Annotated in this window: 19 protein-coding genes; 2 read left to right on the forward strand and 17 right to left on the reverse strand. The window is 39.2% G+C overall.

Annotated elements, in window-relative coordinates:
- Positions 1-49: 49 nt before the first annotated feature.
- From NSQ52_RS16855 to NSQ52_RS16905, 11 genes are all read right to left on the reverse strand, one after another.
- Positions 50-1516 carry an O-antigen ligase family protein gene (locus NSQ52_RS16855; RefSeq protein WP_159145158.1) on the reverse strand — a complete coding sequence of 489 codons (1467 nt, stop codon included), beginning with the start codon at positions 1514-1516 and terminating at the stop codon, positions 50-52.
- A gap of 39 nt (positions 1517-1555) precedes the next feature.
- Positions 1556-2485 (reverse strand): NAD-dependent epimerase/dehydratase family protein, encoded by a 930-nt coding sequence (locus NSQ52_RS16860; RefSeq protein ID WP_342473625.1) that lies wholly within the window; start codon positions 2483-2485, stop codon positions 1556-1558.
- Positions 2486-2499: 14 nt separating this feature from the next.
- Positions 2500-3837, reverse strand: coding sequence for a UDP-glucose/GDP-mannose dehydrogenase family protein (locus tag NSQ52_RS16865; RefSeq protein WP_017368147.1), 1338 nt, complete (start codon positions 3835-3837; stop codon positions 2500-2502).
- Between the two features lie 75 nt (positions 3838-3912).
- A complete protein-coding gene (locus NSQ52_RS16870; protein ID WP_041507844.1) occupies positions 3913-5097 on the reverse strand; it encodes a glycosyltransferase in 1185 nt (394 codons plus the stop codon).
- On the reverse strand, positions 5094-6545 hold the full coding sequence (locus NSQ52_RS16875) for an MOP flippase family protein (protein ID WP_342473628.1): 1452 nt from the start codon (positions 6543-6545) through the stop codon (positions 5094-5096). The genes NSQ52_RS16870 and NSQ52_RS16875 overlap by 4 nt, the downstream gene beginning before the upstream one ends.
- A gap of 18 nt (positions 6546-6563) precedes the next feature.
- Complete coding sequence (locus NSQ52_RS16880; RefSeq protein WP_008348294.1) at positions 6564-7223, reverse strand: exopolysaccharide biosynthesis polyprenyl glycosylphosphotransferase; 660 nt, start codon at positions 7221-7223, stop codon at positions 6564-6566.
- A gap of 199 nt (positions 7224-7422) precedes the next feature.
- Complete coding sequence (locus tag NSQ52_RS16885) at positions 7423-8001, reverse strand: hypothetical protein (protein WP_223255607.1); 579 nt, start codon at positions 7999-8001, stop codon at positions 7423-7425.
- A 135-nt stretch (positions 8002-8136) separates the two neighbouring features.
- Positions 8137-9627 (reverse strand): N-acetylmuramoyl-L-alanine amidase, encoded by a 1491-nt coding sequence (locus NSQ52_RS16890; RefSeq protein WP_144679129.1) that lies wholly within the window; start codon positions 9625-9627, stop codon positions 8137-8139.
- Between the two features lie 140 nt (positions 9628-9767).
- Positions 9768-11258 carry an N-acetylmuramoyl-L-alanine amidase gene (locus tag NSQ52_RS16895; protein ID WP_079920558.1) on the reverse strand — a complete coding sequence of 497 codons (1491 nt, stop codon included), beginning with the start codon at positions 11256-11258 and terminating at the stop codon, positions 9768-9770.
- A 21-nt stretch (positions 11259-11279) separates the two neighbouring features.
- Positions 11280-13388: a SpoIID/LytB domain-containing protein gene (locus NSQ52_RS16900; RefSeq protein ID WP_058336991.1), complete on the reverse strand. Its 2109-nt coding sequence runs from the start codon at positions 13386-13388 to the stop codon at positions 11280-11282.
- Between the two features lie 25 nt (positions 13389-13413).
- Positions 13414-13737 carry a hypothetical protein gene (locus NSQ52_RS16905; RefSeq protein ID WP_024719258.1) on the reverse strand — a complete coding sequence of 108 codons (324 nt, stop codon included), beginning with the start codon at positions 13735-13737 and terminating at the stop codon, positions 13414-13416.
- Positions 13738-13919: 182 nt separating this feature from the next.
- On the opposite strand from NSQ52_RS16905, the gene NSQ52_RS16910 reads away from it, so the two are divergent.
- Positions 13920-14840 carry a LytR family transcriptional regulator gene (locus NSQ52_RS16910; RefSeq protein WP_073412884.1) on the forward strand — a complete coding sequence of 307 codons (921 nt, stop codon included), beginning with the start codon at positions 13920-13922 and terminating at the stop codon, positions 14838-14840.
- A gap of 234 nt (positions 14841-15074) precedes the next feature.
- Here the strand turns inward: NSQ52_RS16910 and wecB are convergent, their stop codons facing one another.
- Entirely contained in the window at positions 15075-16214 is a 1140-nt protein-coding gene (gene wecB, locus NSQ52_RS16915) for a UDP-N-acetylglucosamine 2-epimerase (non-hydrolyzing) (protein WP_125589490.1), read from the reverse strand.
- A gap of 268 nt (positions 16215-16482) precedes the next feature.
- On the opposite strand from wecB, the gene galU reads away from it, so the two are divergent.
- On the forward strand, positions 16483-17364 hold the full coding sequence (galU, locus tag NSQ52_RS16920) for a UTP--glucose-1-phosphate uridylyltransferase GalU (protein WP_008343198.1): 882 nt from the start codon (positions 16483-16485) through the stop codon (positions 17362-17364).
- 26 nt (positions 17365-17390) lie between these two features.
- Here galU and tagH read toward each other — a convergent pair whose 3' ends face one another.
- The 5 genes from tagH to NSQ52_RS16945 form a co-directional block, all read right to left on the reverse strand.
- The gene (gene tagH, locus NSQ52_RS16925) at positions 17391-18989 is read right to left on the reverse strand and encodes a teichoic acids export ABC transporter ATP-binding subunit TagH (RefSeq protein ID WP_342473630.1); all 1599 of its coding nucleotides are present in this window, start codon (positions 18987-18989) and stop codon (positions 17391-17393) included.
- 19 nt (positions 18990-19008) lie between these two features.
- A complete protein-coding gene (locus NSQ52_RS16930; protein WP_025208081.1) occupies positions 19009-19848 on the reverse strand; it encodes an ABC transporter permease in 840 nt (279 codons plus the stop codon).
- Between the two features lie 260 nt (positions 19849-20108).
- The gene (locus NSQ52_RS16935; protein WP_235672189.1) at positions 20109-22790 is read right to left on the reverse strand and encodes a glycosyltransferase; all 2682 of its coding nucleotides are present in this window, start codon (positions 22788-22790) and stop codon (positions 20109-20111) included.
- A 6-nt stretch (positions 22791-22796) separates the two neighbouring features.
- Positions 22797-23546 carry a hypothetical protein gene (locus NSQ52_RS16940; protein ID WP_144679126.1) on the reverse strand — a complete coding sequence of 250 codons (750 nt, stop codon included), beginning with the start codon at positions 23544-23546 and terminating at the stop codon, positions 22797-22799.
- Positions 23547-23599: 53 nt separating this feature from the next.
- Positions 23600-24877, reverse strand: a complete 1278-nt coding sequence (locus NSQ52_RS16945; RefSeq protein ID WP_342473631.1) for a nucleotide sugar dehydrogenase — start codon at positions 24875-24877, stop codon at positions 23600-23602.
- Positions 24878-24879: the final 2 nt, after the last annotated feature.

Consider the following 24879-nt stretch of genomic DNA (forward strand, 5'->3'; position numbering starts at 1 on the left):
AACATTGACGTATTTGCTTTTTCACTAGTGTAGCCATACAAACTCTGCATCACACGTTTGCCCACGGCTTGAAGCGCTGTTTATTTTTCATGATATTGACCGCTGCGATCACCAGCCCTAGAAACACCCAGTGGAAATATAAATTCGATACGGAACTAGGACTGATACTTGAGACGAGAAAGCTCAGCATGGCAGCAAATAGACCTTCAATGATCATCTTGGCTGATCTCGTGTCAGCCAATTGGTATTGTTTGTACAGTGAGAACATGAGATAGGCATACACTGAGATATAACCTAGCATGACGGCAAACCCAAAATTCGTCATCACCTCTAGCAGCCAATTGTGAACTTCCACGACCTGATCTGTATCAAAGATAGAAAAGTGAGCTAAGTAATAAGACACATTGCCCGCTCCGACTCCGAAACCGTATGAATTCGTAAAGAAATACCAAGCGTTTTTGATTAAATTCGCCCGGGCAATGTTGGACGGAAGTGGTTCGCTAAAAGAATGAGCGACCTGAGAAGCGAGAAACAAGTCATAAAAGACAGAATAGATTTTGGCTGAAAAAATGGCGATACAGATGATAACAAGCCCGCCTGCTGCCATGATGGACCACTTTTTTAAAAAGCGAGGCATCAGCAGCCATACATAGATTGCAGCTCCGGCTAATATGCCAAGCAAGCTGGCGCGCGATTCTGTTAACAAAATGAGATACAGCGCTAAGATGGCTCCTAGTAATCCGAACGCTTTGATATAACCATTTTTCATTTGGCGCATGCACGCCACATATAAGAAAAAGCTAATAGATAAAAACGTCGCAAAATCATTTTGGTTAAAGAAGACAGCTGTAGGATAGTGCTGTTTGTACGCTGGTCCAAGATACAATGAGGTATTCGGTAAATGGTTCAAGGTCAAGTGATTATAGAACCCGATTCCCATCACAAATACGGTCATGACTAGCCAAATACTATAAAAAGTCACGATCTGATCCATTCGCTGTATGTACATGACCACAAGAAAGACAAAACCCATTCCCATCGCAAGAAGAGACATATATTTCAGGCCGTCTGTGACCGAATGAGCCCAAAGCAGTGAGATGAGTCCGTAAAGAAACCATACAGCGAAAAAACCAAGAATGCCTTTAACGCGAATTTGCTGCCACTGGGATATGTACGTTCCTTTGTCCCTCATCCGCCATATGAATAAAGCAAAGACAGCCAAGAGCATGATGCGGTAGAGAAAGAGACTAAAGAATCCGGCACTGATAGAGAAAAAAGCGTTATTGAGAAATGTTAATGCAATCAAAAGGTAAATGGCTGACATGAATATGTGCTCACCATTCATATAGAGCTTCATACATATAGCAGCCGCTATGAGCACCACAATCAAAACCGGAATGACCACCATCTTCTTTAACCCGATAGGCTGTGTGGATGCCATTTGTACAAGCCCGATACCTGCTGCTAATAAAATACATCCGATTATGATTTGCCATGCTGTTTGTTTCACACTCATACCCTTGTTCCTCCTAAGCAACCCATCCGATTTGAGGGATTAAGCCTTTACTTCCTGTTCATAGTAGGAAATGGTACGAGCCAAACCTTCTTGTAAACTCACAACAGGCTCCCATGCTAAGACTTGTTTCGTTTCCTCATTTTCCAATGTACTATGCACAATATCTCCTGCACGCTGAGGCTTATAAATCGGTTCAAGATCTGATCTCGTGACTCGCTTCATCGTTTGAAACAGCTCATTCACCGTGATGGAATGACCACATGAGATATTTAAACAAACGTTTGATTGAGCTGTTAAAGCTGCAACATTCGCTGCGGCTAGATCGCCTACATAGATGAAATCTCTTGTTTGTTCCCCGTTTCCAAAGATGAAAGGTGCCTCATTTTTCGCAAACTTATCAGAAAAAATTGAGACAACACCGCCTTCACCAAGTGCGTCTTGGCGCGGACCATATACATTGCTGTACCGCATAATACAATAGTCCACATCATAGAGTGATTTTGCCATCTGTAAGTATCGTTCAACTGTCAGTTTCGACAAGCCATAAGGTGAACCAGGCTGCAGTGGATGAGCTGTGTCGACCGGCAGATAGACTGGGTCTCCATAGACTGCTGCCGATGAGGCAAACACCACTTTCTCCACCCCGGCTTCAGCCGCTGCTTTGATCACATGCAGCGAACCTTTAATATTGACCTCTTCGTCGTAGACGAAATGTTGAACCGAAACGGCTACACTCACTTGCGCTGCAAGATGAATGATATAATCTGGCGCAATGTGTTTGATCAAATCGACCGTTTCTGTTTTTGTGACATCTGCTTCAATGCATTGTACGGAAAGATGAGCGATATTTTCCTTCGATCCAGTTGAAAAGTTATCAAGAACGATGGGCTCATAACCTTTCTCTAATAAAGCCTCTACCGTATGAGATCCTATAAATCCACTTCCCCCAGTTACCAATACTTTCTTCATCCAAGTTCCCCCTATTATTGTGCCTTCGATACCAATTCTGTTTCCCATACGCCTGGGCGGCCGATGGACTGGTAAATAAATCCTCTCTCTTTCATTTCTGCTGGATCAAACAAATTCCTTCCATCAATTAAAATGGGAGAACGAAGCAGCTGCTTGATCTGATCCTTATCCATCTTCTGTACGTCATCCCATTCCGTTAAGATGAGACAAGCATCTGTATCTTTCACTGTTTCATAGAGATCATTGCTGAAGACCGCCTGCGGGCCAAGCTCTCTTTCTGCTTCTACATAAGCAATTGGATCATAGGCTTTGACAAAAGCTCCGAGCTCTCTCAGCATTGGGATAATATCTAGTGCTGGCGCTGAACGCATATCGTTTGTATTTGGTTTAAATGCGAGCCCTAAAACGGAAATCGTTTTTCCTTTAATATCACCGAACACACTCATCAGTTTGCTGACAAGATGGGCTCTTTGGTGGTTGTTTGTTTCAATGACAGATTCGATCAGCTTGAACCGGTAGCCAGCTGTTTCGGCAATTTTGAGAAGAGCCATCGTATCTTTTGGGAAACAAGAACCACCAAATCCAATGCCTGCTTTTAAAAATTTATGCCCGATACGGCTGTCTAATCCAACGCCTTCGCTGACTTTTTCCACATCAGCACCAACTCTCTCGCAAATGTTCGCAATGTCATTGATGAATGAGATTTTTGTGGCGAGCATGGCATTTGCCGCATACTTAATCATTTCTGCACTTTCTAGATTGGTCTCAACCACTTCTGTTTGAAACGGATCATGCAATTTTTTAATGATCGTGGATGCATGTGCGCTTGTTGAGCCAATGACCGCTCTCTCCATATTCATCGTATCTTGAATAGCTGAACCTTCCCGCAGAAACTCTGGATTGGAGACGACATCAAATGGATATTTACTGCGTGAAGCCTTTTGAACAATGGCTTGAACAAGACGTCCTGTTCCAACCGGCACTGTGCTCTTATTCACGATGATTTTGTAGCCATTCAGGTGTTCCCCAACCGTTTGAGCCACAGCTTTCACGAATGTTAAATCCGCTTCCCCCTGAGGTGTCATTGGTGTTCCTACCGCAATATAAATAATCTCTGATTCTCGAATTGCAGCGGGAATATTGGTTGTAAAACACAATCTTCCCTCTTCTGTATTCTTCTCAATCAATTCCTTTAAGCCCGGTTCATAAATTGGAACGAGACCGCTTTTTAAGCTGTTGATTTTTGATTCGTCGATGTCACAACAAATGACGCGATTTCCGATATCAGCAAAACAAGTACCCGATACTAACCCGACATATCCTGTTCCAATCACAGCAATTTTCTTCAACATGTTTCATCCTCTCAGTAAAAGCATATTGGTCGTTCCAAACTGTTTATCTATCAGTCTTTGCACATTTCATCCTGTTTAAACGGTGGATGTTGATTGATTCAGCACCTTTTCATATTGCTGAATCAGGAGCTTAGCATTATGTGATGATGAATAATCTGTATGGACGATGTGGTGAAGATCGTTCTTCACTTGCTCGTTCCATCTGTTTTCATAAAGATAAGCGTGAATCGCTTCTTTTAACTGACTCGTTGAACGCGGTTCAATGAGCAGATGTTGATAGGTAGAAAATAGTGATGGGAGACCACCAACCCGTGTTGCGATGACAGGCATTTTTAAAGCGAGCGCCTCAAGAACGACAGTCGGCATTCCTTCACTGTAGGAAGGAAGGGCAAACAGGTCAGCTGCCATTAAATAATGTTTGACTTGTTCATTCGGCACCTGCCCCGGGAGTATAATGGATTCTCCCGCCCGTTCGGTCAGCTCCTTTGCGAGGGGGCCTTTTCCGACAAAGACGACTTTTACACCCTCCATCCCGCTGACAGCTTCCGCTAATTCAAGCAAACCTTTCTCTTTGACTAAACGGCCGACATAAACGACGAGCTTGTCGTGAAGCGGTAAACCAATCTGCTTTCTGATGGCTGTTTGATCCCCCAGTGTTCTAGCAAATGACTTGAGCGGAATTCCAAGCGGGAGGCATTGTGCATCCACCTCTGTCATGTCATGTGTTTTCTTTGCCAGCTCTTCACTCACTGTGAGAACAGCAGACGCCTGTTTTACTGCTGCTTTAAAGGCTGCAAGCGCCCCTTGACTATAGGTTGGATAGACGTTCACATCACTGCCGTGTAAGGTCAGAAGATAAGGGATGTTTGCTTCCTTTTTGATCACAGCTGCTGCGCCGCCAGACGGCATGGCAAAGTGCGCATGGATGAAATCCGGTGACAGTTCATAACGCTCCATTGTGCGCAGGACAGAAGCTGCGATTCGTTTACTCGGCTGAGCCCATTTTAGCTGTCCAGGCAGCGCTGTATAGGGCGGTCTGTAAACCGGCACGCCGCACCTCACTTCCTGCTGGGGAAGATCTTTTCTCTGACGATAGGAAGTTTTAAGCATCCGTAAGATGGGCGGATTGACAGGAGTAGGACAAATCACGCTCACTTCTACGCCCTGTTTGACCAGCTCCTGCACTTGCGTTTCATGGAAGACGCCTTCACTTGGATGTTTTTCACTAGGATATACACTTGTCAGCCATAGCACCTTCATGACGAACGACCTCTTCTCCATAATTTTCCTGCCATTTGCGGATACATTTTGACAAGTAGCAAGCTATATAAAACCGCACTTAAACCAATCGTCAGTAGTAATTGAAGCAGTATATCCGCTGATGTCAGCTTCATCCCTTGATGAATAGTCACTGCGCAGGCGGCCATTAACAACGTCATGACAGCAGGCTTTACGAGAGATTTTACATATACCTTCATATCTAGCTGAATGACATAAGCCATCAGCCACCTGCCGACAATGAAGTTCAGCAGGCTGACCCCTGAGTAAACCCAAGCTACAGTCAATAGACTGCCGGTATGGACTCCTGCATATAAGGCGCATCCATATACGATGAGCATGCCTGTATCCCAATAAAAAGCTAAGTCAGCTCTTCCTTTTGCAAGAAGGATGGAACCATTTGGATTCATCAGCACACGGAGTAGACCGACAATGCACAGAATATTCAAAACCGGGACCGCCACTAGCCATTTCTCTCCAAACACTACTTCTATAAAGCTATCTGATACGGCAGCAAGACCGATGAGTAGTGGAAAACTAATGAGCGCAAGCATATTCGTCATGCTGAGGAAGCCCTCACGCAGCCTAGAGTGATCACGCTGACTTTTTGCGAAAACTGGGAAAGCCACTCTCGTCACAATCGGGTTAATTTTTAGCACCGGAATTGTGACGATTTGATAAGCCAGGCTGTAAACCCCTAAAGCCTCTGCTCCAAGAAATCGTCCTATTAAAATCATGTCGATGTTTGAGCCTGCCCGATTGACGAGTCTTGACGCAAGCTGGAAAGCCCCGAAGGAGAAAAACTCTTTCACTTCCCCTAATGCGAAAACGGGTGCTGGGCGCCACTTCTTCCAATAAGCCGCTGCATACATGAGACCTTTTCCTGATTGAAGCAGCACTTGAGAGATCACATAGGCCACAATTGGATTGATAAAAAAGGCTAGGATAAGTAGAACAATCAGCGAAATGATCGTCGCTATCGTCTCAATCGTACTTAAGGTTTTAAAGGCTAAATCTTTCTGCATCATGTATTGGTATTGCTGACCAATTGGTGCAATGAGAAACATGATTGATAATAACTTGAGCAAGCCTTCCAGCTCAGGTCTGGCATAAAAGGCAGCAATCAAGGGACTTGCGAGGATCAATACACAAAACAAGAGAATTCCCGTCAGCAAGTTGATCCAATATAATGTAGATAATTGACGTTCCGTCGTTTGTTCCTTTTGAATGATCGCAGCACCGATGCCTAGATCAAGTAAAATCTGTGTAAATATTGTGACCGTTGTGATCATGCCAACGAGTCCAAATTCTTTCAGTGACATTACGTTTCCTAAAAAGGCGAACTGTGCAATTTGGATGATGGTAATGATCAATGCGGACAAGCTTGTCCATTTTGCTCCGCCCAGCAGGCGATTTTTCATACTTGCCATTTCTCTTCCCTACTTTACTTATCTGGCTCCGTCACCAGTCACGATGACTTTTAACGTTTTTACCATAATCTTCGTGTCGAGAGAAAATGTCAAGTTTTGAATATACTGTAAGTCATGTGATAATTTTTCACTTGGACTCATTTCATATCCTCCATTTACTTGAGCAAGACCTGTCAGCCCCGGCTTCACTGTCAGTCTTTTTGTAAAGCCTGGAATCGTCCGATTAAATTCGGCAGTAAACATTGGTCTTTCAGGACGTGGACCTACAATACTCATTTCTCCTTTTAACACGTTGATAAATTGCGGCAGTTCATCAATTCTTGTTTTTCTGATGAATGCCCCCACTTTGGTGATACGAGGGTCATTTTTTTGCGCCCATTTCGCTCCTCCGCTTTCTGCGTTGGTTCTCATCGATCTGAGCTTCCATAATTTAAAGTAGACACCGTCTTTTCCGACCCTTTCCTGCATATAAAAGGCTGGCCCTGGTGTTTCTAGCTTAATTAAAAGGGCAAACAGTAAAATGATTGGCGTACTCAACATCAATCCGATGAACGAGAACACGACATCTATGAAACGTTTTGCAAATAAATATCGAACCATATGTTCTGTTAAAGCAAAAGAGTGGTTTCGTCTCACTTCATATTCTCTGTAAAGGTTCATCGCTTTCTCTGCGCTCACTGACCTGCACCTCACCATTCAAAGTAGTTGTTGTGTAAAGAGATGTTCTATGAAAGTCAGTTTAGCAGAGCAACATTAAGCAAATGTAAATGGGCTGTTAAGTCTTGTAAAAGTGTGTTAAGAATGTGCCCTTATATCAAGTTATGCCCTTTTAAACGTAAAAAAGACCCGCATTTCTGCGGGTCTACGTGTCTTTTTTTTATTTTGCCTTTACGGATTCGATCGTCTTCAGTCTAAGCGTTCCGTTTGCATCTTTTGTATAAGTTACTTTCACTTTTGACTCTTCTTTTAGGCTGTTCACTTGTTTAGAAAATGTATTTCCGAATTGAATGGCTACTTCTTTTCCATCAATGTTGACAGCAATTGTATGTCCATCAGCCAAACCGACATATGTGCCTTCTTTGGTGACTTCATTTTTCTTCGTTGTAGATTCTTTTTTTGTTTTAGATTCAGCTTTTGACTGATCGTTTGTCGTTTCTTCTTTTGTGATTTCCTTACTTGAGCTTTCTTTTGCATCTTCATCAGATTGACCTGCTTGGTCTTCTGTTTGAGCAGCTGTTTCTTTGCTTTCATCATCTGCTTTTTCACTTGCAGACTTGTCTTCCGTCTTTTCATCTGTTGCATTTTCTTTCTTTTGATCTGCTGCTTCAGTTGTTTCTTTTTTGCTGTTATCCGTATTGTTATCGTTTGACTGATTTGATGTGCCGCATGCTGTGAGCATTACACCTAGAAGTAAGACTAAAAACGGCATTGTGATTAATTTTTTCAAGATCGTCACCTCTTCATGATTTGTCGATTTGCTGTCATTGGAAGGCAAATACGTGAAAAATCCACCCTCTATGTTTCGATTATAACAAAAATAACCTGAAATGAAATGTATTTTTAACTTGACATATCATTCATCCGATCTATTTTATTCAAAATATTGAGATACACCTGCTGCGATTCCTGAAGCCAGCCGCTCCTTGGCAGTCGTTGATTTTAATATACTGGCATCAATCGGACTGGTTACGAACCCCGTTTCAAGCAAGATGCTGGGCATTTTTGAATACTTGATCACGTAGAATCCTGCTGTCTTCACACCGCGATCTCTTGTGCCAAGGGCTTTCACCATCTGGGGCTGTACCTTTTGTGCCAGCTTTAAACTATTGGCCGAAGCATACGTCGCATCATAATACGTTTCTGTTCCATTTGCACCGCTATTATCATTTGCATTGGCATGGATGCTGATGAACACATCCGCACCAGCCTGTAATCCTTTGCTTACACGTGTTTGTAAGGAATCAAATGTATCAGATGTTCTAGACATGACCGTCAGCGCACCCGCTTGTTTGAGCCTTGCTTGCAGTTTTAATGCGACATCCAGATTAACATTTTTTTCAAACAGCCCATTTCCTACCGCTCCAGCATCCTGCGCACCATGACCTGGATCAATAAAGATGGTTTCACCTAACACATGATTTTTCAGCTGTGTGATCACACTGGTTCGTATGGTTGATGTTCCGCCCACCACTGTAAATGTTGAAATCTTTTTAGTCCCAATGACACGACGAATCGCATCTGGCACTGATTGAGCGTCTGTAAGAAGAAGGGTTTGCCCTTGCTTGGCTGCCGTACTTGCCGCAGCTGCCGCATCGGCATATGCATAGCCGTTACTCATATACGTTTGGGTTGTCTTCATCGGGTATGTTTTCGCAATTCGGGCTGCCACTTCATACCGATTGGCTCCGCTGATTCTCACGGGTGATGGCAGCTTTTGATAGGCTGCTTGATTGACACTTGTTTCCCCGCCAATCACAATCGTCCGTTTCACCGCTTTGCTTTTTAATAGATTGGCTGTTTCCTGCCGCAGCCCTTTTGCATCGGTTAATAAAATAGGAAAGCCCTGTTTTGCAGCATATGGAGCAATCGCCACAGCATCTGCATAAGCAGAACCATTCACAATCACAGCTGTATCAACACTCTTCATTTGCTTAGCAACGTTTGCCGCCAATTCATATCGATTCTTTCCTTGTATTCGCGATACGGATAGATTCATTGCTTTTAGCTGCGCTACGACTTTTTGAGAAATGCTTGCGGTTCCACCAAGAATGATAACACGCTTCGTTTTCAACTGCTGAAGACCTGACTTAGTTGCACCTGAAAGACTGCTAGTATTCGTTAACAGCACTGGGGCTCCTTGCTGAAAGGCATACGGCACAGCACTTAGCGCATCAGCATAAGCTTCACCGCCTACTAAAACAACTGTAGGTGCTGTCGACCAGCCACGTTTTGCAGCGTTAACTGCCACCTCATATCGATTACTTCCCTCAATCTTTGATACATTGTGCTGCGCAAATGCTGATGGTGCATATAAACATAGTGAAACCACAATTAAAACAAAACATTTGATATAAGAACGCATGAAGTCAACCTCCTTGGTTTTGAACCCTTCATCATGGAACCCAGGAAACACTTCATGTACTTTTGAAAAAAGGCTGCCGAGAGTCGTTTCTCGAGCAGCCTAAGAGGTGTATCTTCGGCACCCCTCATCTGTATGTTTTCTTATCTAAAATAGCCTGAAACACCGCTTGAAATACCTGACGCCAATCGATCTTTATAAGTAGCGGATTTCAAAATATTTGAATCAACTGGACTGGAAACAAAACCAGTTTCTAAGAGAACGCTTGGCATCTTAGAATATTTAATGACGTAGAAGGCAGCTGTCTTCACGCCACGGTCTCTTGTGCCTAATGCACTGACCATTTTAGGCTGAATATTTTGCGCGAGCTTCAAGCTGTTTGTTGCTGCATATGTTTTGTCATAATACGTTTCAGTTCCATTTGCACTGCTGTTATCATTTGAGTTCGCATGGACACTGATGAAGATATCTGCATTTGCTGACGCACCTTTGCTCACCCGTGTTTGAAGACTATCGAATGTGTCTGATGTTCTTGACATGGTAGTGAGTGCACCAGCATTTTTCAGTTTAGTGTTCACTCTCTTCGCTACGTCTAAGTTTAAATTTTTCTCATAAAGACCATATCCTACAGCACCAGAATCTTGAGCACCGTGGCCAGGGTCAAGGAATACTTTTTTACCTACAACCGGGTTCTTTAATTGAGATGCTACAGTATTCGTCACTGTCGTTGAATTTCCGACTACTGTGAATTTCGTTATGTTTTTACTGCCGATAATTGACCGAGTATGGACAGGCAAAGTTTTCTCATTTGTTAATAAAAGAGCTTTCTTTTCTTTCGCTGCAATGCCAGCAGCTGCTGGTGCAGAGGCATAACCAAATCCTCTCGCAACATACGTATTGCTCGTACTTAGTTTATACTTAGTCACAATCTTTGCTGCAATATCATAGCGGTTAGCACCCTTTATTCTCGTTGGCGACTTTAGCTTGTTGTATGCTGCTTTGGTAACATACGATTCGCCGCCAATCACAATTGTTTGCTTAATATTACTAGCTTTTGCGAAAGTTGAAATTTCAGAACGAAGTCCCTTTTTATCTGTATATAAAATTGGGAAACCTTTTTGTGCAGCATATGGCGCAATCGCAATCCCATGCGCATACGAATGACCTTCTACAACCACTACACCAGCTGGTTTTTTCATTTGCTTTGCAATATTCGTAGAGATTTCATATCTGTTCTTTCCCGTAATTCGTTTTGTTGAAATCCCTAGTTTTTTTACTTGATTGATGACATTATTTGAAACACTTGCCGTTGTTCCAATCGCAATCACATTTTTCGCTTTTAATGACGTTAATCCTTTCTTCGTTTCTGATGAAAGGTTTTTACTATTTGTAAAAAGAACTGGCGCATTATGTTGATACGCTAAAGGGACAGCTGCTGTTGCATCAGCGTAAGCTTTTTTCCCTACTAGCACAACGGTATTCGCTGTTCCCCAACCTTTTTTCGCCACATTGACAGATAAAGAGTAACGATTTCCCCCATCTATTCGTGATACAGAATTGTCCGCTGAAGCTGTTGGAACAATAATGAAAATGGCGATGAGGCTGAGGATGGCTGTTTTGATCATTGAGCGCATCTTCTGTGTCCTCCCTTAACTTTAATAATTTGTTAGTTTTGTACCTGGATAGTAGAACGAAAGTATAGAAGAATACGAGTTTCCAGATTCAGCTCTAGCTTTGGCGCCGTATTGACTCATACCAATACCGTGACCATAGCCTTTTCCTGAAATCGTGAAATCATTTGTATTATTCTTTACTGACGCAAACGTACTTTTCACCTTTGTTGCGCCCATGACTGTTCTAAACTCTGTCATTTTCATACTTGCCGTTGTACTTTTGTTCACTGTATACGTACCTGTTTTGTTTTTCAGATGGTAATTCAGCTTGATTGAAACGGTCTTCGCACGCTGACCTTTTGTTTTTCCTGAGAATGTCAGGCTTGAAATAGATGCAATTCTCATGTCAGATGCAGCTGTTTCTTTATTTTTCAACAGCCATGATTTTAGACCAGCAAGGTCGGCAGCATTGGCTTCTTTTGCCTTAGACCACTCAGAAGCTGCTGTACTTGCAGTCAACGTAGTGCCTAATTGCTTTTTAGACAACTTCAGTGTCCACGCATTGACAGGATCTTTTGTGTCCTGCTTAGCGACTAAGTATGGCAGTGCATTTCCCCATACTTCTTCACTCGCCTCAGTGTATCCACCATTACTAGAATAATAGGTGGCTGAAATAAGTTGATTGTTGTATTTTAGAACCTTGCCTTTTGTGGCATCAACAGCTTTTGTTGAATTTGTGTACCAGTTATACCCTCCATATACTTGGAAGGCTGTTGTATCAGGTACGACTTTTCCAATACTTTTCACTGAATACGTTCTAGCGGCAACCGCTTGTGCTTTTAATGCCTCAACATGCCAGCTTGCAGGCATTTCGTTTGGCACAACACCTTTTAGATAGTCTTCAAATGGAATGTTTTCATTAGTCGGCCTAATATATCCTGATTCAATAGCAAAGTTGACGTTACCTAAGTATGGCTTCCCTGCGATTTGAAGGGCATTTTTGGTTGAATATTTCTCAGGAACAACTCTTAATGTGTTATACGTCTTAATGCCTTTCAATGAAATTTTTCCGTTAGAAATATTCAATTGGTAGTTTTGATTTTTTTTCAGATAGACTTGTTTGGCTAAAGCGTTTTTGAGCGTATCTGAAAGCACACTTGAACTGCCTGCTATATGATATGTATGTGTGCCGTTTTCTTTTAAAAGTTTCTTTAAAGAAGAAGAGAAAGAATCTTTTTTGACATAAATCATAGTACGATTGTTTTTCGCTGCTAAAAGTGACATAGGAATTGCATATTTTGAGCTAGAACCTTTAGCAAGATATACTTTATCTACATTTAACTTTAATTTCTTGATGATGTTAACAGAAAGTTCATAGCGATTTTCACCACTGATTCGTGTAACTTGTGATGTCTTTTTTAATTGTTTTTCTACTTTTTCGCTAATGCTTTTTGTACTTCCAACTACAATTACCTTACTAGGAATCTTATAAGTCGGAATTGAATTTTTCTTTGTTAATAAGATTGGATACCCATTTCTAGCTGCATAAGAGATCATGGATGTCCCATTCATAAAGGAAGCCCCGCCAGCAACAATTGCCTGCTTATAACTCCCCATCTCTTTGGCTACTTTTTGAGATATTTCAAATTTATCTTTTCCACTTATTCTTCTAATCTTCCCGTACTTTTTTAAGGTTTTCTCAGTTGTAGACGAAATACTTTTTGTATCCCCAATGATTAAGATGTTATCGGGTTTCATTTTTTTAATTTGGTTCTCAGTTGCTTTTGTTAGCTTCGCAGCACCAGAATAAAGAATTGGTGCATCTAATTTGTAAGCCAATGGAGAAACGGTCATTGCATGATCGAAAGCATCCTTATTTACGACAACGATAGTTGATGGATTCTTCCAGCCAGAATCAGCAATACTATTGGCTACTTCGTATCTATTATTCCCCTCATATCTTTTCGTCACAGCAACATTGGATCCTGACAGCTTGTATTCCCCAGTTGTTGAAATATCCATGCTTGTTTTGTTTCCTATATAATTAGACAATTTCACTGAAATTGTCGAGCTGGCCATGGCAGACTGAAAAGGTGCAATTAATAGTGTCATTGTCATGAGAACGATAAGTGTAATGCCTGTTTTCTTCAATTTTGTTCATCCCGCCCATCTTTTTTTACTTCTGTTTTTCAATCTTCTGAATTTCTTTTTGACCATTGTCATTGATAAAGTAAGAGATTTCTACTTTGTCACCTGGTTTAAATTCATTTAATACATCTTTAAAATTATCCGTAAATTCATAGCTTAAGGTCGTATTCACTTTTTTTACTTCGACTGTATGTGCATCAGCCATTCCAATAAATTCAGCTTTTTCTTCCAGCACCTGAGGAGTTGAACTGCTTGTCTTGTTTTCTCCTGAGGATTGCTCAGCCGTTCCACATGCTGTGAGCACGATACCTAGTAGTAGTATTAAGAACGGTAAAACGACGATTTTCTTCATTTTTTTCACCTCATGTCTTTGTATCGTCTTATAACTTAATATTTTAAGGTAAATTTAAGGTTTTTTGAAACCTTTTTTTTGTTACAACGTCTATATCTAGGTTCAGAGTAAAAAAATAACTTGTTTATCAAGATTCGTAAACCTATAATCATGGGAGAATGAGAGAAAAGGTGAGGGACAGAATGAGAGCAGAAAGAAAAAGAAATAAGAAAAAAGCACTTTGGATTATTTTATCTATTATTGGCTTGTTTGTATTAGTAACGGGCGGCTATGCCTATCATCTTTGGAATACAGCAGCATCCACCGTCGCAGGCATTCAGGAGAACTTAAAGAAGTCAGATAAGCGTGACAAAGATGTCGATTTAAGTAAAAAAGACCCGATCTCCATTTTAGTCATGGGTGTTGATGAAAGAAAGAATGACCGCGGCCGTGCAGATACATTAATATACATGACAGTGAATCCGAAAACGAAAACAACTGAGATGGTGAGTATCCCCCGCGATACATATACAAAGATTGTCGGAAAAGGCACAATGGATAAAATCAACCACTCCTACGCTTTCGGCGGTACACAAATGGCGGCAGATACAGTAGAAGAACTGCTTGATGTACCTGTGGATTACTTTGTGAAAGTGAATATGGAAAGTTTTAAAGACATTGTCGATACACTTGGCGGGATTACGGTGAACAGCACGTTTGCTTTCAGCTATGATGGCCATTCATTTGGTACAGGAGAGATTAACCTGAACGGTGATCAAGCCCTTGCCTATACAAGAATGAGAAAGCAAGATCCTAAAGGTGACTTTGGTCGTCAGGAAAGACAGCGCCAAGTCATCGAAGGTATTATTGCAAAAGGGGCTAACATTTCCTCTATTACGAAATTCGGCGATATGTTTAAAGTCGTTGAAAACAACATGAAAACGAATATGTCCTTTGACGACATGTGGACGATGATGAATGATTATCGTGATGCAAGGAAAAAAGTGAAACAACACGAGCTAAAGGGAACAGGCACACGAATCAATAATATTTATTACTATCAGCTTGATGACAGCAGTTTAGCGAAAGTGAAGAAGGAATTGAAGGATAGTTTGGAGCAGTAAAAAAGAAGACTACAGGAATGTAGTCTTCTCCAATTGTTGACAAAGGGCTAAAATGAACTTGATTTTAGCCCTTTGTCTTCTTTTCAGCGTGATAGAAAGCCCTTGAAGTCTAGGAAGGACGAGAACTGGAGCGGAGCGAATTTGATATTCGTGAGTACCAGCACGCAGGACTGACAAAGAATGCGAAGGTTTGTCTACACGCTGAGAAGACTACAGGAATGTAGTCTTCTTTTTTTATGATTGAAATGGGGCTGGTTTTTCATCACTTAAACCAAAACGATGAAGGAGTTCTTGGACAATTCGTTTCGACGCTTGTCCATCACCATAAGGGTTAGAAGCCTTTGACATGTTATCGTACTCTTGCTGGTCTTCTAACAGCTCTTTTGCCATCTGATAAATGGTTTCCTCATCCGTTCCTGCAAGCTTAAGCGTACCAGCTTTCACGCCTTCAGGACGTTCTGTTGTATCACGAAGCACTAATACTGGCTTTCCTAGAGAAGGAGCTTCCTCTTGCACACCGCCTGAATCCGTTAAAATAAAGTGCGACGCAGCAGCGAAGTTATGGAAATCAACCACTTCAAGCGGCTCAATTAAGTGCACACGATCAAGATCACTGAATTCCGTCTGTGCCGCATCACGAACAGCAGGATTTAAATGGACAGGGTATACGACTTGAACATCTTTAAATTCTTCTACAACACGGCGAATCGCTCTAAACATGTTCTTCATTGGCTGACCAAGATTTTCTCTGCGATGAGCCGTTAATAAGATCATTTTATCTGAACCGATCTTCTCTAGAATTGGATGTTGATAGTGTTCTGTGACTGTTGTTTGCAGGGCGTCAATGGCCGTATTCCCTGTCACACAGATGGTCTCTTCTTTTTTATTTTCTACTAAAAGATTCTGCTTCGCCTCAGCCGTAGGGGCAAAATGAATGTCAGCAATAGTGCCTGTCATTTGGCGGTTCAATTCCTCAGGGAACGGTGAGTATTTATTGTGAGTTCTTAAGCCAGCTTCGACGTGGCCGACAGAAATTTGGTGATAGAACGCAGCCAAACTTCCTGCAAAGGTTGTCGTTGTGTCGCCATGAACAAGCACAATATCAGGTTTTTCTTCTTGGAATAATTGATCTAGTTTCAACAATGCATTTGATGTAATTTCAGATAATGTTTGGCGTTGCTTCATGATGTTTAGATCATGGTCTGGCGTAATAGAAAATGCCTCAAGAACTTGATCTAGCATTTCTCTATGCTGAGCTGTTACAGTGACAATTGAATTTATTTGTGGATGTTTATTAAGTTCAAGGACAAGTGGAGCCATTTTGATTGCTTCAGGTCTAGTACCGAAAATAGTCATTACATTTAGTTTTTTCACTGGTCTATGCCTCTTTCCTAATATAATACTTTCAATTATACACAATTTGGAGGATAAATTTAATGATATAAAAAAGAAATTTACATTGAATTAACGTTATCATTCACCCTCCTTTACATTTAACATATAAAATGTAAACTATCTAAAAATCATTTTTAGTGAAATCATTTGTCTTTCCTATGATTTGTAAGTTACACTTTATAAAGACGACCAAGAACTAACATTGATTATTAAATCGGTTATCTATGTAAGGAAGGTGCAAAGTTCATTGAAAAAAGTACGTAAAGCCATTATACCAGCTGCAGGTCTCGGGACACGTTTCCTCCCTGCCACAAAGGCTATGCCTAAAGAAATGCTACCAATCGTTGATAAACCAACCATTCAATATATTATTGAAGAAGCTGTTGAGTCAGGAATTGAAGACATTATTATTGTCACTGGAAAAGGGAAAAGAGCCATTGAGGATCATTTTGATTTTGCGCCAGAGCTCGAGCGCAACCTTGAAGAAAAAGGAAAAAGTGAACTTTTAGAAAAAGTGAGAAAATCCTCTAATATTGCTGATATTCATTACATCCGCCAAAAGGAACCTAAAGGACTCGGACATGCCGTTTGGTGCGCACGCAACTTTATCGGTGATGAACCCTTTGCTGTTTTATTAGGTGATGATATTGTCCAAGCCGAAACACCTGGACTTCGCCAGCTGATGGATGAATATGAAAAAACCCTTTCATCTGTAATTGGTGTTCAGCAGGTAGCGGACAGCGATACGCATCGCTACGGGATTATTGATCCTCTTACCCAAGAAGGCCGCCGCTATCAAGTAAAAAACTTTGTTGAAAAGCCGCCGCAAGGAACCGCACCATCCAATTTAGCTATTTTAGGGCGCTACATTTTCACGCCTGAGATTTTTATGTACCTTGATCAACAGGAAATTGGTGCAGGTGGAGAAATTCAGCTGACAGACGCCATCCAAAAGCTCAATGACATCCAGCGTGTATTTGCCTATGATTTTGAAGGAAAACGATATGATGTCGGAGAGAAGCAAGGGTTCATCGAAACAACGCTCGAGTTTGCCCTACAAGATGAAGAGCTAAAGAAAAAACTCATTCCATTTATGAAACAGCTACTTGAAAAAGAAGAAGTGAATTAAAAAAAGCTGCCGGCATCGGCAGCTTTTTATTTGCTCGCTGAAACAGTCAGCGTATGCTGTTCATTATCGATAACAAATAGATGATTTTCGCCTTTTACTGCGAATTTCGTTTGTTTTTCATTCATCCAGACATTTTGTTCTGTCAGCCCAAGCGTTGAAGGAGAGATGGGCATGATCTCGTGGAACACCATCGTATTTGCCTGGCCATTTTCAATCACATAATCGGTTTTCTCAGTGGTCAGCCGCTCAATGGTATCGCCTTGTTCACTTTTGACCGAGCTAAGTGTCTGCATTCTTTGCTTCAGCACAGACTCTTCTTTTCCAAGAAAAGAAAGTAAGTACTCATACGAACCTGCAGATGCAGGCGATACATAAGAACTAAACTGGCCTGGTCCGATGGATAATGGCTTCAATTTATCCGTCGTCTTAAAGGCTTTCGACTCCACAAAATAAGTTCCTGCTGCTGTTTTAATTTGAACGATTTTTTTATTTTCACCTACAGCCTGTACTTCTTGTCCAAACGACAACGAGACGTCTGCCTTTTCCTTCATGGCTTGGTCTTTATAGACTGTTAATGGATCTTCCACAACAATACCTTGTTGATCAACCTTTTTTAAAGACGTATCCTTCGGCTGAGAACTTGTGGACTGGGGCACTTCTGTTTTATTTAACGTAATGGCCCCAAAGGTGGCCAGCGTTCGAAGTGGGCGATCTGAAAACATCGAAAGAGCAAGTAAAATCGTCAAGATTGTAACAAAGGTCACTTGAAATGCAGGACCAAAAAATGAACGTTTCTCTCCTCTATCTTTATAACGAGTGACTTTTTCTGCCTTGTGTACTCCTTTTCGAGCTTCCTTCTGTTCCATGTGATATTCTTGTTTCTCTTTCTTAGAAAGCTTGTTAAACCAATTCACAAACCCTTTGTATTCTTCTACGACCTTATCCGTAGCATCAAACATACGAAGCTCGCCATAATGCATCCATGCAACTCGGTCGCAAATTTTTTGAATTTGACCAATGGAGTGACTAACAAAAAAGATCGTCTTTCCTTGCTCTTTAAATTCTGTAATGCGATCCACACATTTTTGATAGAAGGTTTGATCTCCTACAGACAGTGCTTCATCAATAATGAGGATATCTGGATCAATATGTGCAGAAATAGCAAAACCAAGTCGAGATTTCATTCCACTTGAATAGCTTTTTACAGGCTGTTCAATAAAATCACCAATATCCGCAAACTCTACAATTTGTTCATAAAGTTCGTCTATTTCTTTGTTCGTCAACCCCATCATTAAGCATTTCAAACGAATATTGTCTTTCCCGCTTAATTGGTTGTTCAACCCTGCTGCAATGGCAATTAACGAGGGCTGACCATCCATTTCAACTTCACCGCTTGTTGGGGGAATGATTTTTGCTAAAAGATTAGACATGGTCGATTTTCCAGACCCATTGATCCCAACAAAACCAATTGTCTCACCCTCATATACATCAAAGGAAACGTTACGAACAGCAAAGAAACCTTTATTGTTTTTATTCGGAAAAAACAGCCCTTTGATTTTATCTGACTGCTTTTTATATAGAAAATACTGCTTGGATACGTTTCGAAACGAAACCTTTAGTTTCATCGTATAATCTCCTTACTTTTTAAAGAAAATCGACAAATTTATCCCTAAATTTCAAATGAAGCAATGAACCAACTATTAAAAGAAGAAGTGTAATCAGCCAAAAATAAAGCGTATATTTGACATCTTGAAAAAACCAATCTCCTTTAATAAAACTTTTCCTAAATCCATCAATAATATAATATAAGGGATTTAATTTTAGGGTAGTCGCAATCCATTCATACTTACCCGTGAATTTATCTCCAATATCCCATAAGATAGGCAGCAAAAACATGAGTAATCTTGTCAAGGATTGCAACAGTTGTTGATAATCTCGAACAAGAACACTAATCGTTGAATTAAACAGACTGAAAGCGAACATAAACGCAATCATACAGATAAAATAATAAATATATTGAATCCAGTGGATATCAGGATAGATGCCATTTGCTATGAGCATAATCACATAAATAACCATCATTAAAAAGTAGCTGAATAAATTAGAAGTGATGACTACTGAAGGCAAAGCACTAATAGGGAAATTCATCTTAGATACTAAGTTTATGCGTTTAAAAACACTATTCGCACCCTCTGTAATCGTCGAACTAATAAAAAACCATGGAATTAAACCTGCTAACATCCAAATAAGAAAGGGTATACTTACGTGAGAACCGTCTGCCATTTCTGCGGTTCTTCCGGCCCCTCTAAGACCTAAACCGAACACAAACCAATAAGCCATAATTTGAATTAGTGGGTTCAATAATTGCCACAGAACGCCCAAATAATTCAATTGGTATTTTGATTTGGTTTCATATACAGCTAACCTTAAAATTAATGGCATTGAACCAAACTGCTCTTTTAGAATTTTATACAATGCATTCACTCTAATCTTCCTTATTTTTAATTGAATAGAATAGACTTTAAATTGATAAAAGCACCGCTCATAATTGTAACAGAAAAATTCCTTCTTTTCATCTTTGATGTATAAACAAAGTGTTCATGTCTGTATAAACAAACTTTTTCATCTCGTCTTCATTATACAGACAGCTATTAATCAGGCAGTAGAATTTATGTTTTTAGAAGATGTTCTTAACATACACTTCAAATACTAAACGCCTTATGTTAAACATAAGGCGTTTAGTATCAATCATTATCTTTCAGAAACTCTAATATCTTACGGCTTTTCCATTTCATACCTTCATACAAATTCAATATATCTCTTAATATTCTTTTTGCCGCTTCTTTATCATCAAGTTCAATATTACTCAACTTTTTCAAATACCAATTTTCTATATAATTTTCTAATTTATCTCGCTTGTAAGATGTTAATAAATTTTCCCTTTTTAACCAATCAATTCTTTCCTTTTCGAGTATGAAATACTTTTCAAAGAATTTCTTATTGATTCGATTAATCGAAGAATTTTCTACCATGGCATAATAAATATGGACGGGTGTATTGATCACCTTGAAAGATTTGGTCTTCAACAACATTTCATGAAAGAACAAAGTATCTTCACCTATTGCTCCTTCAACCATTTTGAGCTCGTGATTTAGCAATAAATCCCTTTTAACGATTAAGGCCTGAATACTCATGGCTTTAAATGAGGCTTTAATTAAAAAGTCTGAATGCGGTCCCCGTCTGTAATCAATTCCTTTATTAAGAGACATCATATTAGGATAATAAGAAGACAACCCTTTGACATCAGAAAGCCTAACCATGTCTCCAATAAACATGTCATGATCTTCTTCTAAGGAGCCATCTAACAGCTCTTTATATCCGTCTGTTATCGCTTCATTATCAGGATCTAAGTAAGTTACCCATTTTGCTGTAGCAAACTCCAAACCCTTATTTCTAGGTCTAGATGCGCTACCACTTCCACCTTCTGGATACATATACGTTTTCACATTGTCATAATGTTTATCAAGTGTATGCACTATGTGAGGTGTCATATTATCGGTTGATCCATCATCAATAATGATTATTTCCATTTTTTCAAAAACAGAGCTTCTTTGTAAGCTTCTGAAACATTTGTAAAGCAGATGTCGTCCATTATTATATACAGGGATAATGACCGACAAATCATATTCACGTACTTGCTGATTTTCCTCTATCCCATATGAAGTTGTTGATAGCTCTAATGGATCGATACTGTATCCATTAGGAATAGACGTATTTGAAATCTCCTTAATATCTTCCCATTGAAACGAGTCTCTCCAAAACACTGTTCTAAAACGATCTTCTATTTTCTCGATATAATTATGTTCTACACCATTTGTAAACTCACCGTTATGCTCATAAGCATCTTTTGTGACATAGTCACAATTCGTGTACTTGAATGCGTTGATCATATCTTCTAAATAAAATTGACCATATTCATATTTACTGCTAAAAAAAGCTACGATATCAAAACTTCTGTACAGATCATCTGTCATTTCATCTTGAGAGACAAGTTTTTTATCAGGGTAGGATTGTTTATTAAACATGTTGATTGTATGGTCATCTAATTTTTCCGCAATTACAAGAACATCTCGTTTCTGAAGATTATTCTGACGATCACTAACTACTTGTATCAATTCTTGTACCCTATGAAAAGCAGTTTCTGACCTTAAAACTGTTCGCACACCTTCCATTTGCGTTTGATACCTTTCTTTATCTGACAATTTCTGCAGATAAACTTTTAGCTCTTTACTCGTATTAGCTAAAAACACATTAGGGAATTTACTATTGATACCAACACTGTAGTTCGAAATGACAATTGTCCCTGTTGCTTGAAGTTCATATACTCGATTGGCAAACATTGTATTGCTATCTTTTACAGAGTTAAGGTTTAAAGTAAAGTCATATAATTTGTGTATCTTTTGTAGAGTTTCGTGATCCGTTGACTCTACAATATAAGGCACATATTCCTTAGGATAAAAATGACGGTCTGATCCTAATTCGAAGTTTCTGTCTACAATAGTCAAATCTTTACCTGCATTTATGACGCCTTCAAATAATTCTCGTGTATCTTCTTGCCTCGTAGGATACTTTTGATACCAAGAACCTGCAAATAAAATATCTTCTCTTCTATTTATTCTAGTCCCGATTGGATTATGATAAAGCGGGTTTACTGCAAATTCTAGTACATTATATGTTTTAGCATTCGGACAATCTTTTTTGTAATCATTTAACACTTCACTACAAGTTGTAAAGATATGATCAGCTTGCTTCGCTAAGTCAACATAATATTCATAGTTAACGGGGTCTTCTTTAGAATAGAATGCAACAGGAATATTTTTACTTTTGAAAAATTGAATAATTGCTTTAATTTCGTTCCTTACCTTTTTAATTTTTGGATTGCCGAGTCCTTTCCATTTCCCATCCAATCCTTTCCAAGCAGTGGACAATAAAAACAAATCAATTTTATCAGCTTCTTTTTTATAATTATCCTGATTAATATAAATGAAATTCGCTGCATCTTTTAAACTTTTATATAAAAATTCATCTGCGATAATCCCAATTGAAGCATTATTTTTTTGAAAGTATTTTGTACCATTACTTGAAGGTAAGTTGGCAATTTGGGCTTTGACTGAATCATAAAAGCCCTTTTTGTAATTTTTTTTCAGATATTGTACATATTCTTTTCTCTTGTCTTCTAAAATCTTCACATCATTTGAGAGTTGTGAAGATTTGAAATCAGGCGTTTTTTCCAATAAACTTTCTAACTCTTTAAAGTCTTTATTTTGATTAAAAACTTTTAACATTTCTTTATAATATGCGAGCTCCTGATTTGCACTTGATTTTTTCTTTTTATTTAGCATTAAATGGTTCTGGTAATTCCCCACACAAATTCACCTATTCTTTCTTTTTTGAGATTTATATCTCCAGTAAGCTAGTGTCAATCTACCTAATTTGGATGAGGATAGAGCTTTGTAACGTTTTTTTATTAGGTTTAGTTCTTTTTCCATCTTATTAGCTTGTTCTAATATTTTTCTCTCATTATTCACCAAATTTAACTTCTCTTCCTTTGACTCTACTAATCTTTTTAGAAGTTTTGATGTTAATTCAGTGTTTTGATTTTGACTTTCATTTTGACTATTATCTTCTACCTGCTTTATTCGAGATAGTATACTCAATAGATTTTCCGCAAAGTCTATCTCACTAGAACTTATAGGAATCGCAATAAATCCTGTCCATGAAGACCTGATGACTTGTTCAATACGAAAATTCTTTTTATGCATGTAAAGTATTAAAGAAACTATTGACTTTACTTGCAATGAATTTTGATTATGGTTAATCCAAAATAACAGCACACCATCATCTTTTAAAAATGGTAATGCATCATCAACTAATCGATCAACATCTGACATAAATTCAGTTGCATTTCCTAACACAAACGTATCTATTTTCTCTGACTGATTGGACAAAGAGCCTTGTTCAATCACTTCTTTGCCAATATAGGATAGATAATTTCTTTCTGCTTCTTCTAAATCAAATTGAAAAAAAACTCTTTTTCCCCTAGTGTTTGTTAATAACCATTTTTCTGGTTGGTCAGCATTTTCTTTAAATGTCTTAATAATTTCTGTTGAAGGTATATCCATTGCTACTCCTTTCTACTAAAACCGAGCTTTACATTCACCAAGGAAAAGCAGATTTAAACCAAGGCTTCTTCTTTTTTTATTTCAGAAGAGAGATTTCCAAAATTAATATAAGTGAAATGTTCATGTCGGTTTTGCAGAACATTTTTTGTGTCAAAAATCATTTTATTTTTCATGCCATCAAGTCTATCAAAATCAAATTCTTTAAACTCTTGATGATCGGTTAGAATCAAAATTAAATCAGATTGTTGAACAGCTTCTTCTAAGTTTTTAATGACAAACTCCTCATCCACATGCGGATCATATGCATCGATTTCATATTTATTCTGATTTTTTAATAAATGATAGATTTCCATTGCTGGGCTTTCTCGAATATCATCGACGTTTCCTTTGTACGTAAGTCCAAAAATAGTCACCTTATTTCCTTCTACTTTTTGCATAAGTTTCTCAACATTTTCGACGACATAGTATGGCATAGATGTATTAATAGAGCGTGATAAGTTAATCATTTTCGCTGTTTCAGGAGCCTTCGCTACAATAAAATACGGGTCTACTGCTAAACAATGTCCGCCGACACCAGGTCCAGGTGTATGCAGGTTAACACGTGGATGCTTATTCGCCATTTCAATGACATCTAGCGCATTAATGTCTAGATCATTACATACTTTGGTAAGTTCATTTGCCAGTGCTATGTTAACATCTCTAAATGTATTTTCCATTAGTTTAGACATTTCAGCGGTTTTGGCATTTGTTCTAATAATTTCACCTTGAACAAACGTTTCGTATACTTTTGCTCCCGCCTCTGTACAAGCTTCTGTGATCCCGCCAACGATCCGGTTATTAAAGATTAGTTCATGAAGAATTTGACCCGGTAGAACTCTTTCCGGACAATGTACTAAATATAAATCTTCACCAATAACGTAACCCTTTTCTTCAAATAAAGGTTTAATCACGTCATCCATGCTTCTTGGACCAATAGTGGATTCGATAATCACAACATTTCCTTTTTTCAGGAATGGAATTACTTTCTCAACAGCGCTCTCTACGTACGTTAAATCACATGATTTATACATGTCATCACGGTTCGGTGTAGGAACAGCGATGATAAAGACATCTGCTTCCTCTGGTGTTAAAGAAGCTTTAAATTTTTCAAGTTTAATGACTTCAGTCAAAGCCTCTTGGAGACCTGGCTCCTCTATATGAATCGTTCCACTATTTAAAGAGTCTATCACACTCGGTTTCACATCTACTCCTACGACCTTAACACCATGTTTCGCAAACATAATTGAAGTTGGCAGACCAATATACCCCAAACCTACTGTACAAAGTTTCATTA

Origin of the sequence: Bacillus sp. FSL W8-1141 (genome assembly GCF_038593205.1) — a bacterium.
GTDB classification, from domain to species: domain Bacteria; phylum Bacillota; class Bacilli; order Bacillales; family Bacillaceae; genus Bacillus; species Bacillus altitudinis.

Bases quoted from the DNA above. Each gene is read 5' to 3' on its own strand.
- NSQ52_RS16865 (WP_017368147.1), bottom strand. From the start codon at position 3,837: ATGTTGAAGAAAATTGCTGTGATTGGAACAGGATATGTCGGGTTAGTA.
- NSQ52_RS16890 (WP_144679129.1), bottom strand. From the start codon at position 9,627: ATGCGTTCTTATATCAAATGTTTTGTTTTAATTGTGGTTTCACTATGT.
- NSQ52_RS16945 (WP_342473631.1), bottom strand. From the start codon at position 24,877: ATGAAACTTTGTACAGTAGGTTTGGGGTATATTGGTCTGCCAACTTCA.
- tagH (WP_342473630.1), bottom strand. From the start codon at position 18,989: ATGAAACTAAAGGTTTCGTTTCGAAACGTATCCAAGCAGTATTTTCTA.
- NSQ52_RS16910 (WP_073412884.1), top strand. From the start codon at position 13,920: ATGAGAGCAGAAAGAAAAAGAAATAAGAAAAAAGCACTTTGGATTATT.
- NSQ52_RS16870 (WP_041507844.1), bottom strand. From the start codon at position 5,097: ATGAAGGTGCTATGGCTGACAAGTGTATATCCTAGTGAAAAACATCCA.
- NSQ52_RS16940 (WP_144679126.1), bottom strand. From the start codon at position 23,546: ATGGATATACCTTCAACAGAAATTATTAAGACATTTAAAGAAAATGCT.
- NSQ52_RS16875 (WP_342473628.1), bottom strand. From the start codon at position 6,545: ATGGCAAGTATGAAAAATCGCCTGCTGGGCGGAGCAAAATGGACAAGC.
- NSQ52_RS16895 (WP_079920558.1), bottom strand. From the start codon at position 11,258: ATGCGCTCAATGATCAAAACAGCCATCCTCAGCCTCATCGCCATTTTC.
- NSQ52_RS16855 (WP_159145158.1), bottom strand. From the start codon at position 1,516: ATGAGTGTGAAACAAACAGCATGGCAAATCATAATCGGATGTATTTTA.
- NSQ52_RS16905 (WP_024719258.1), bottom strand. From the start codon at position 13,737: ATGAAGAAAATCGTCGTTTTACCGTTCTTAATACTACTACTAGGTATC.
- NSQ52_RS16860 (WP_342473625.1), bottom strand. From the start codon at position 2,485: ATGAAGAAAGTATTGGTAACTGGGGGAAGTGGATTTATAGGATCTCAT.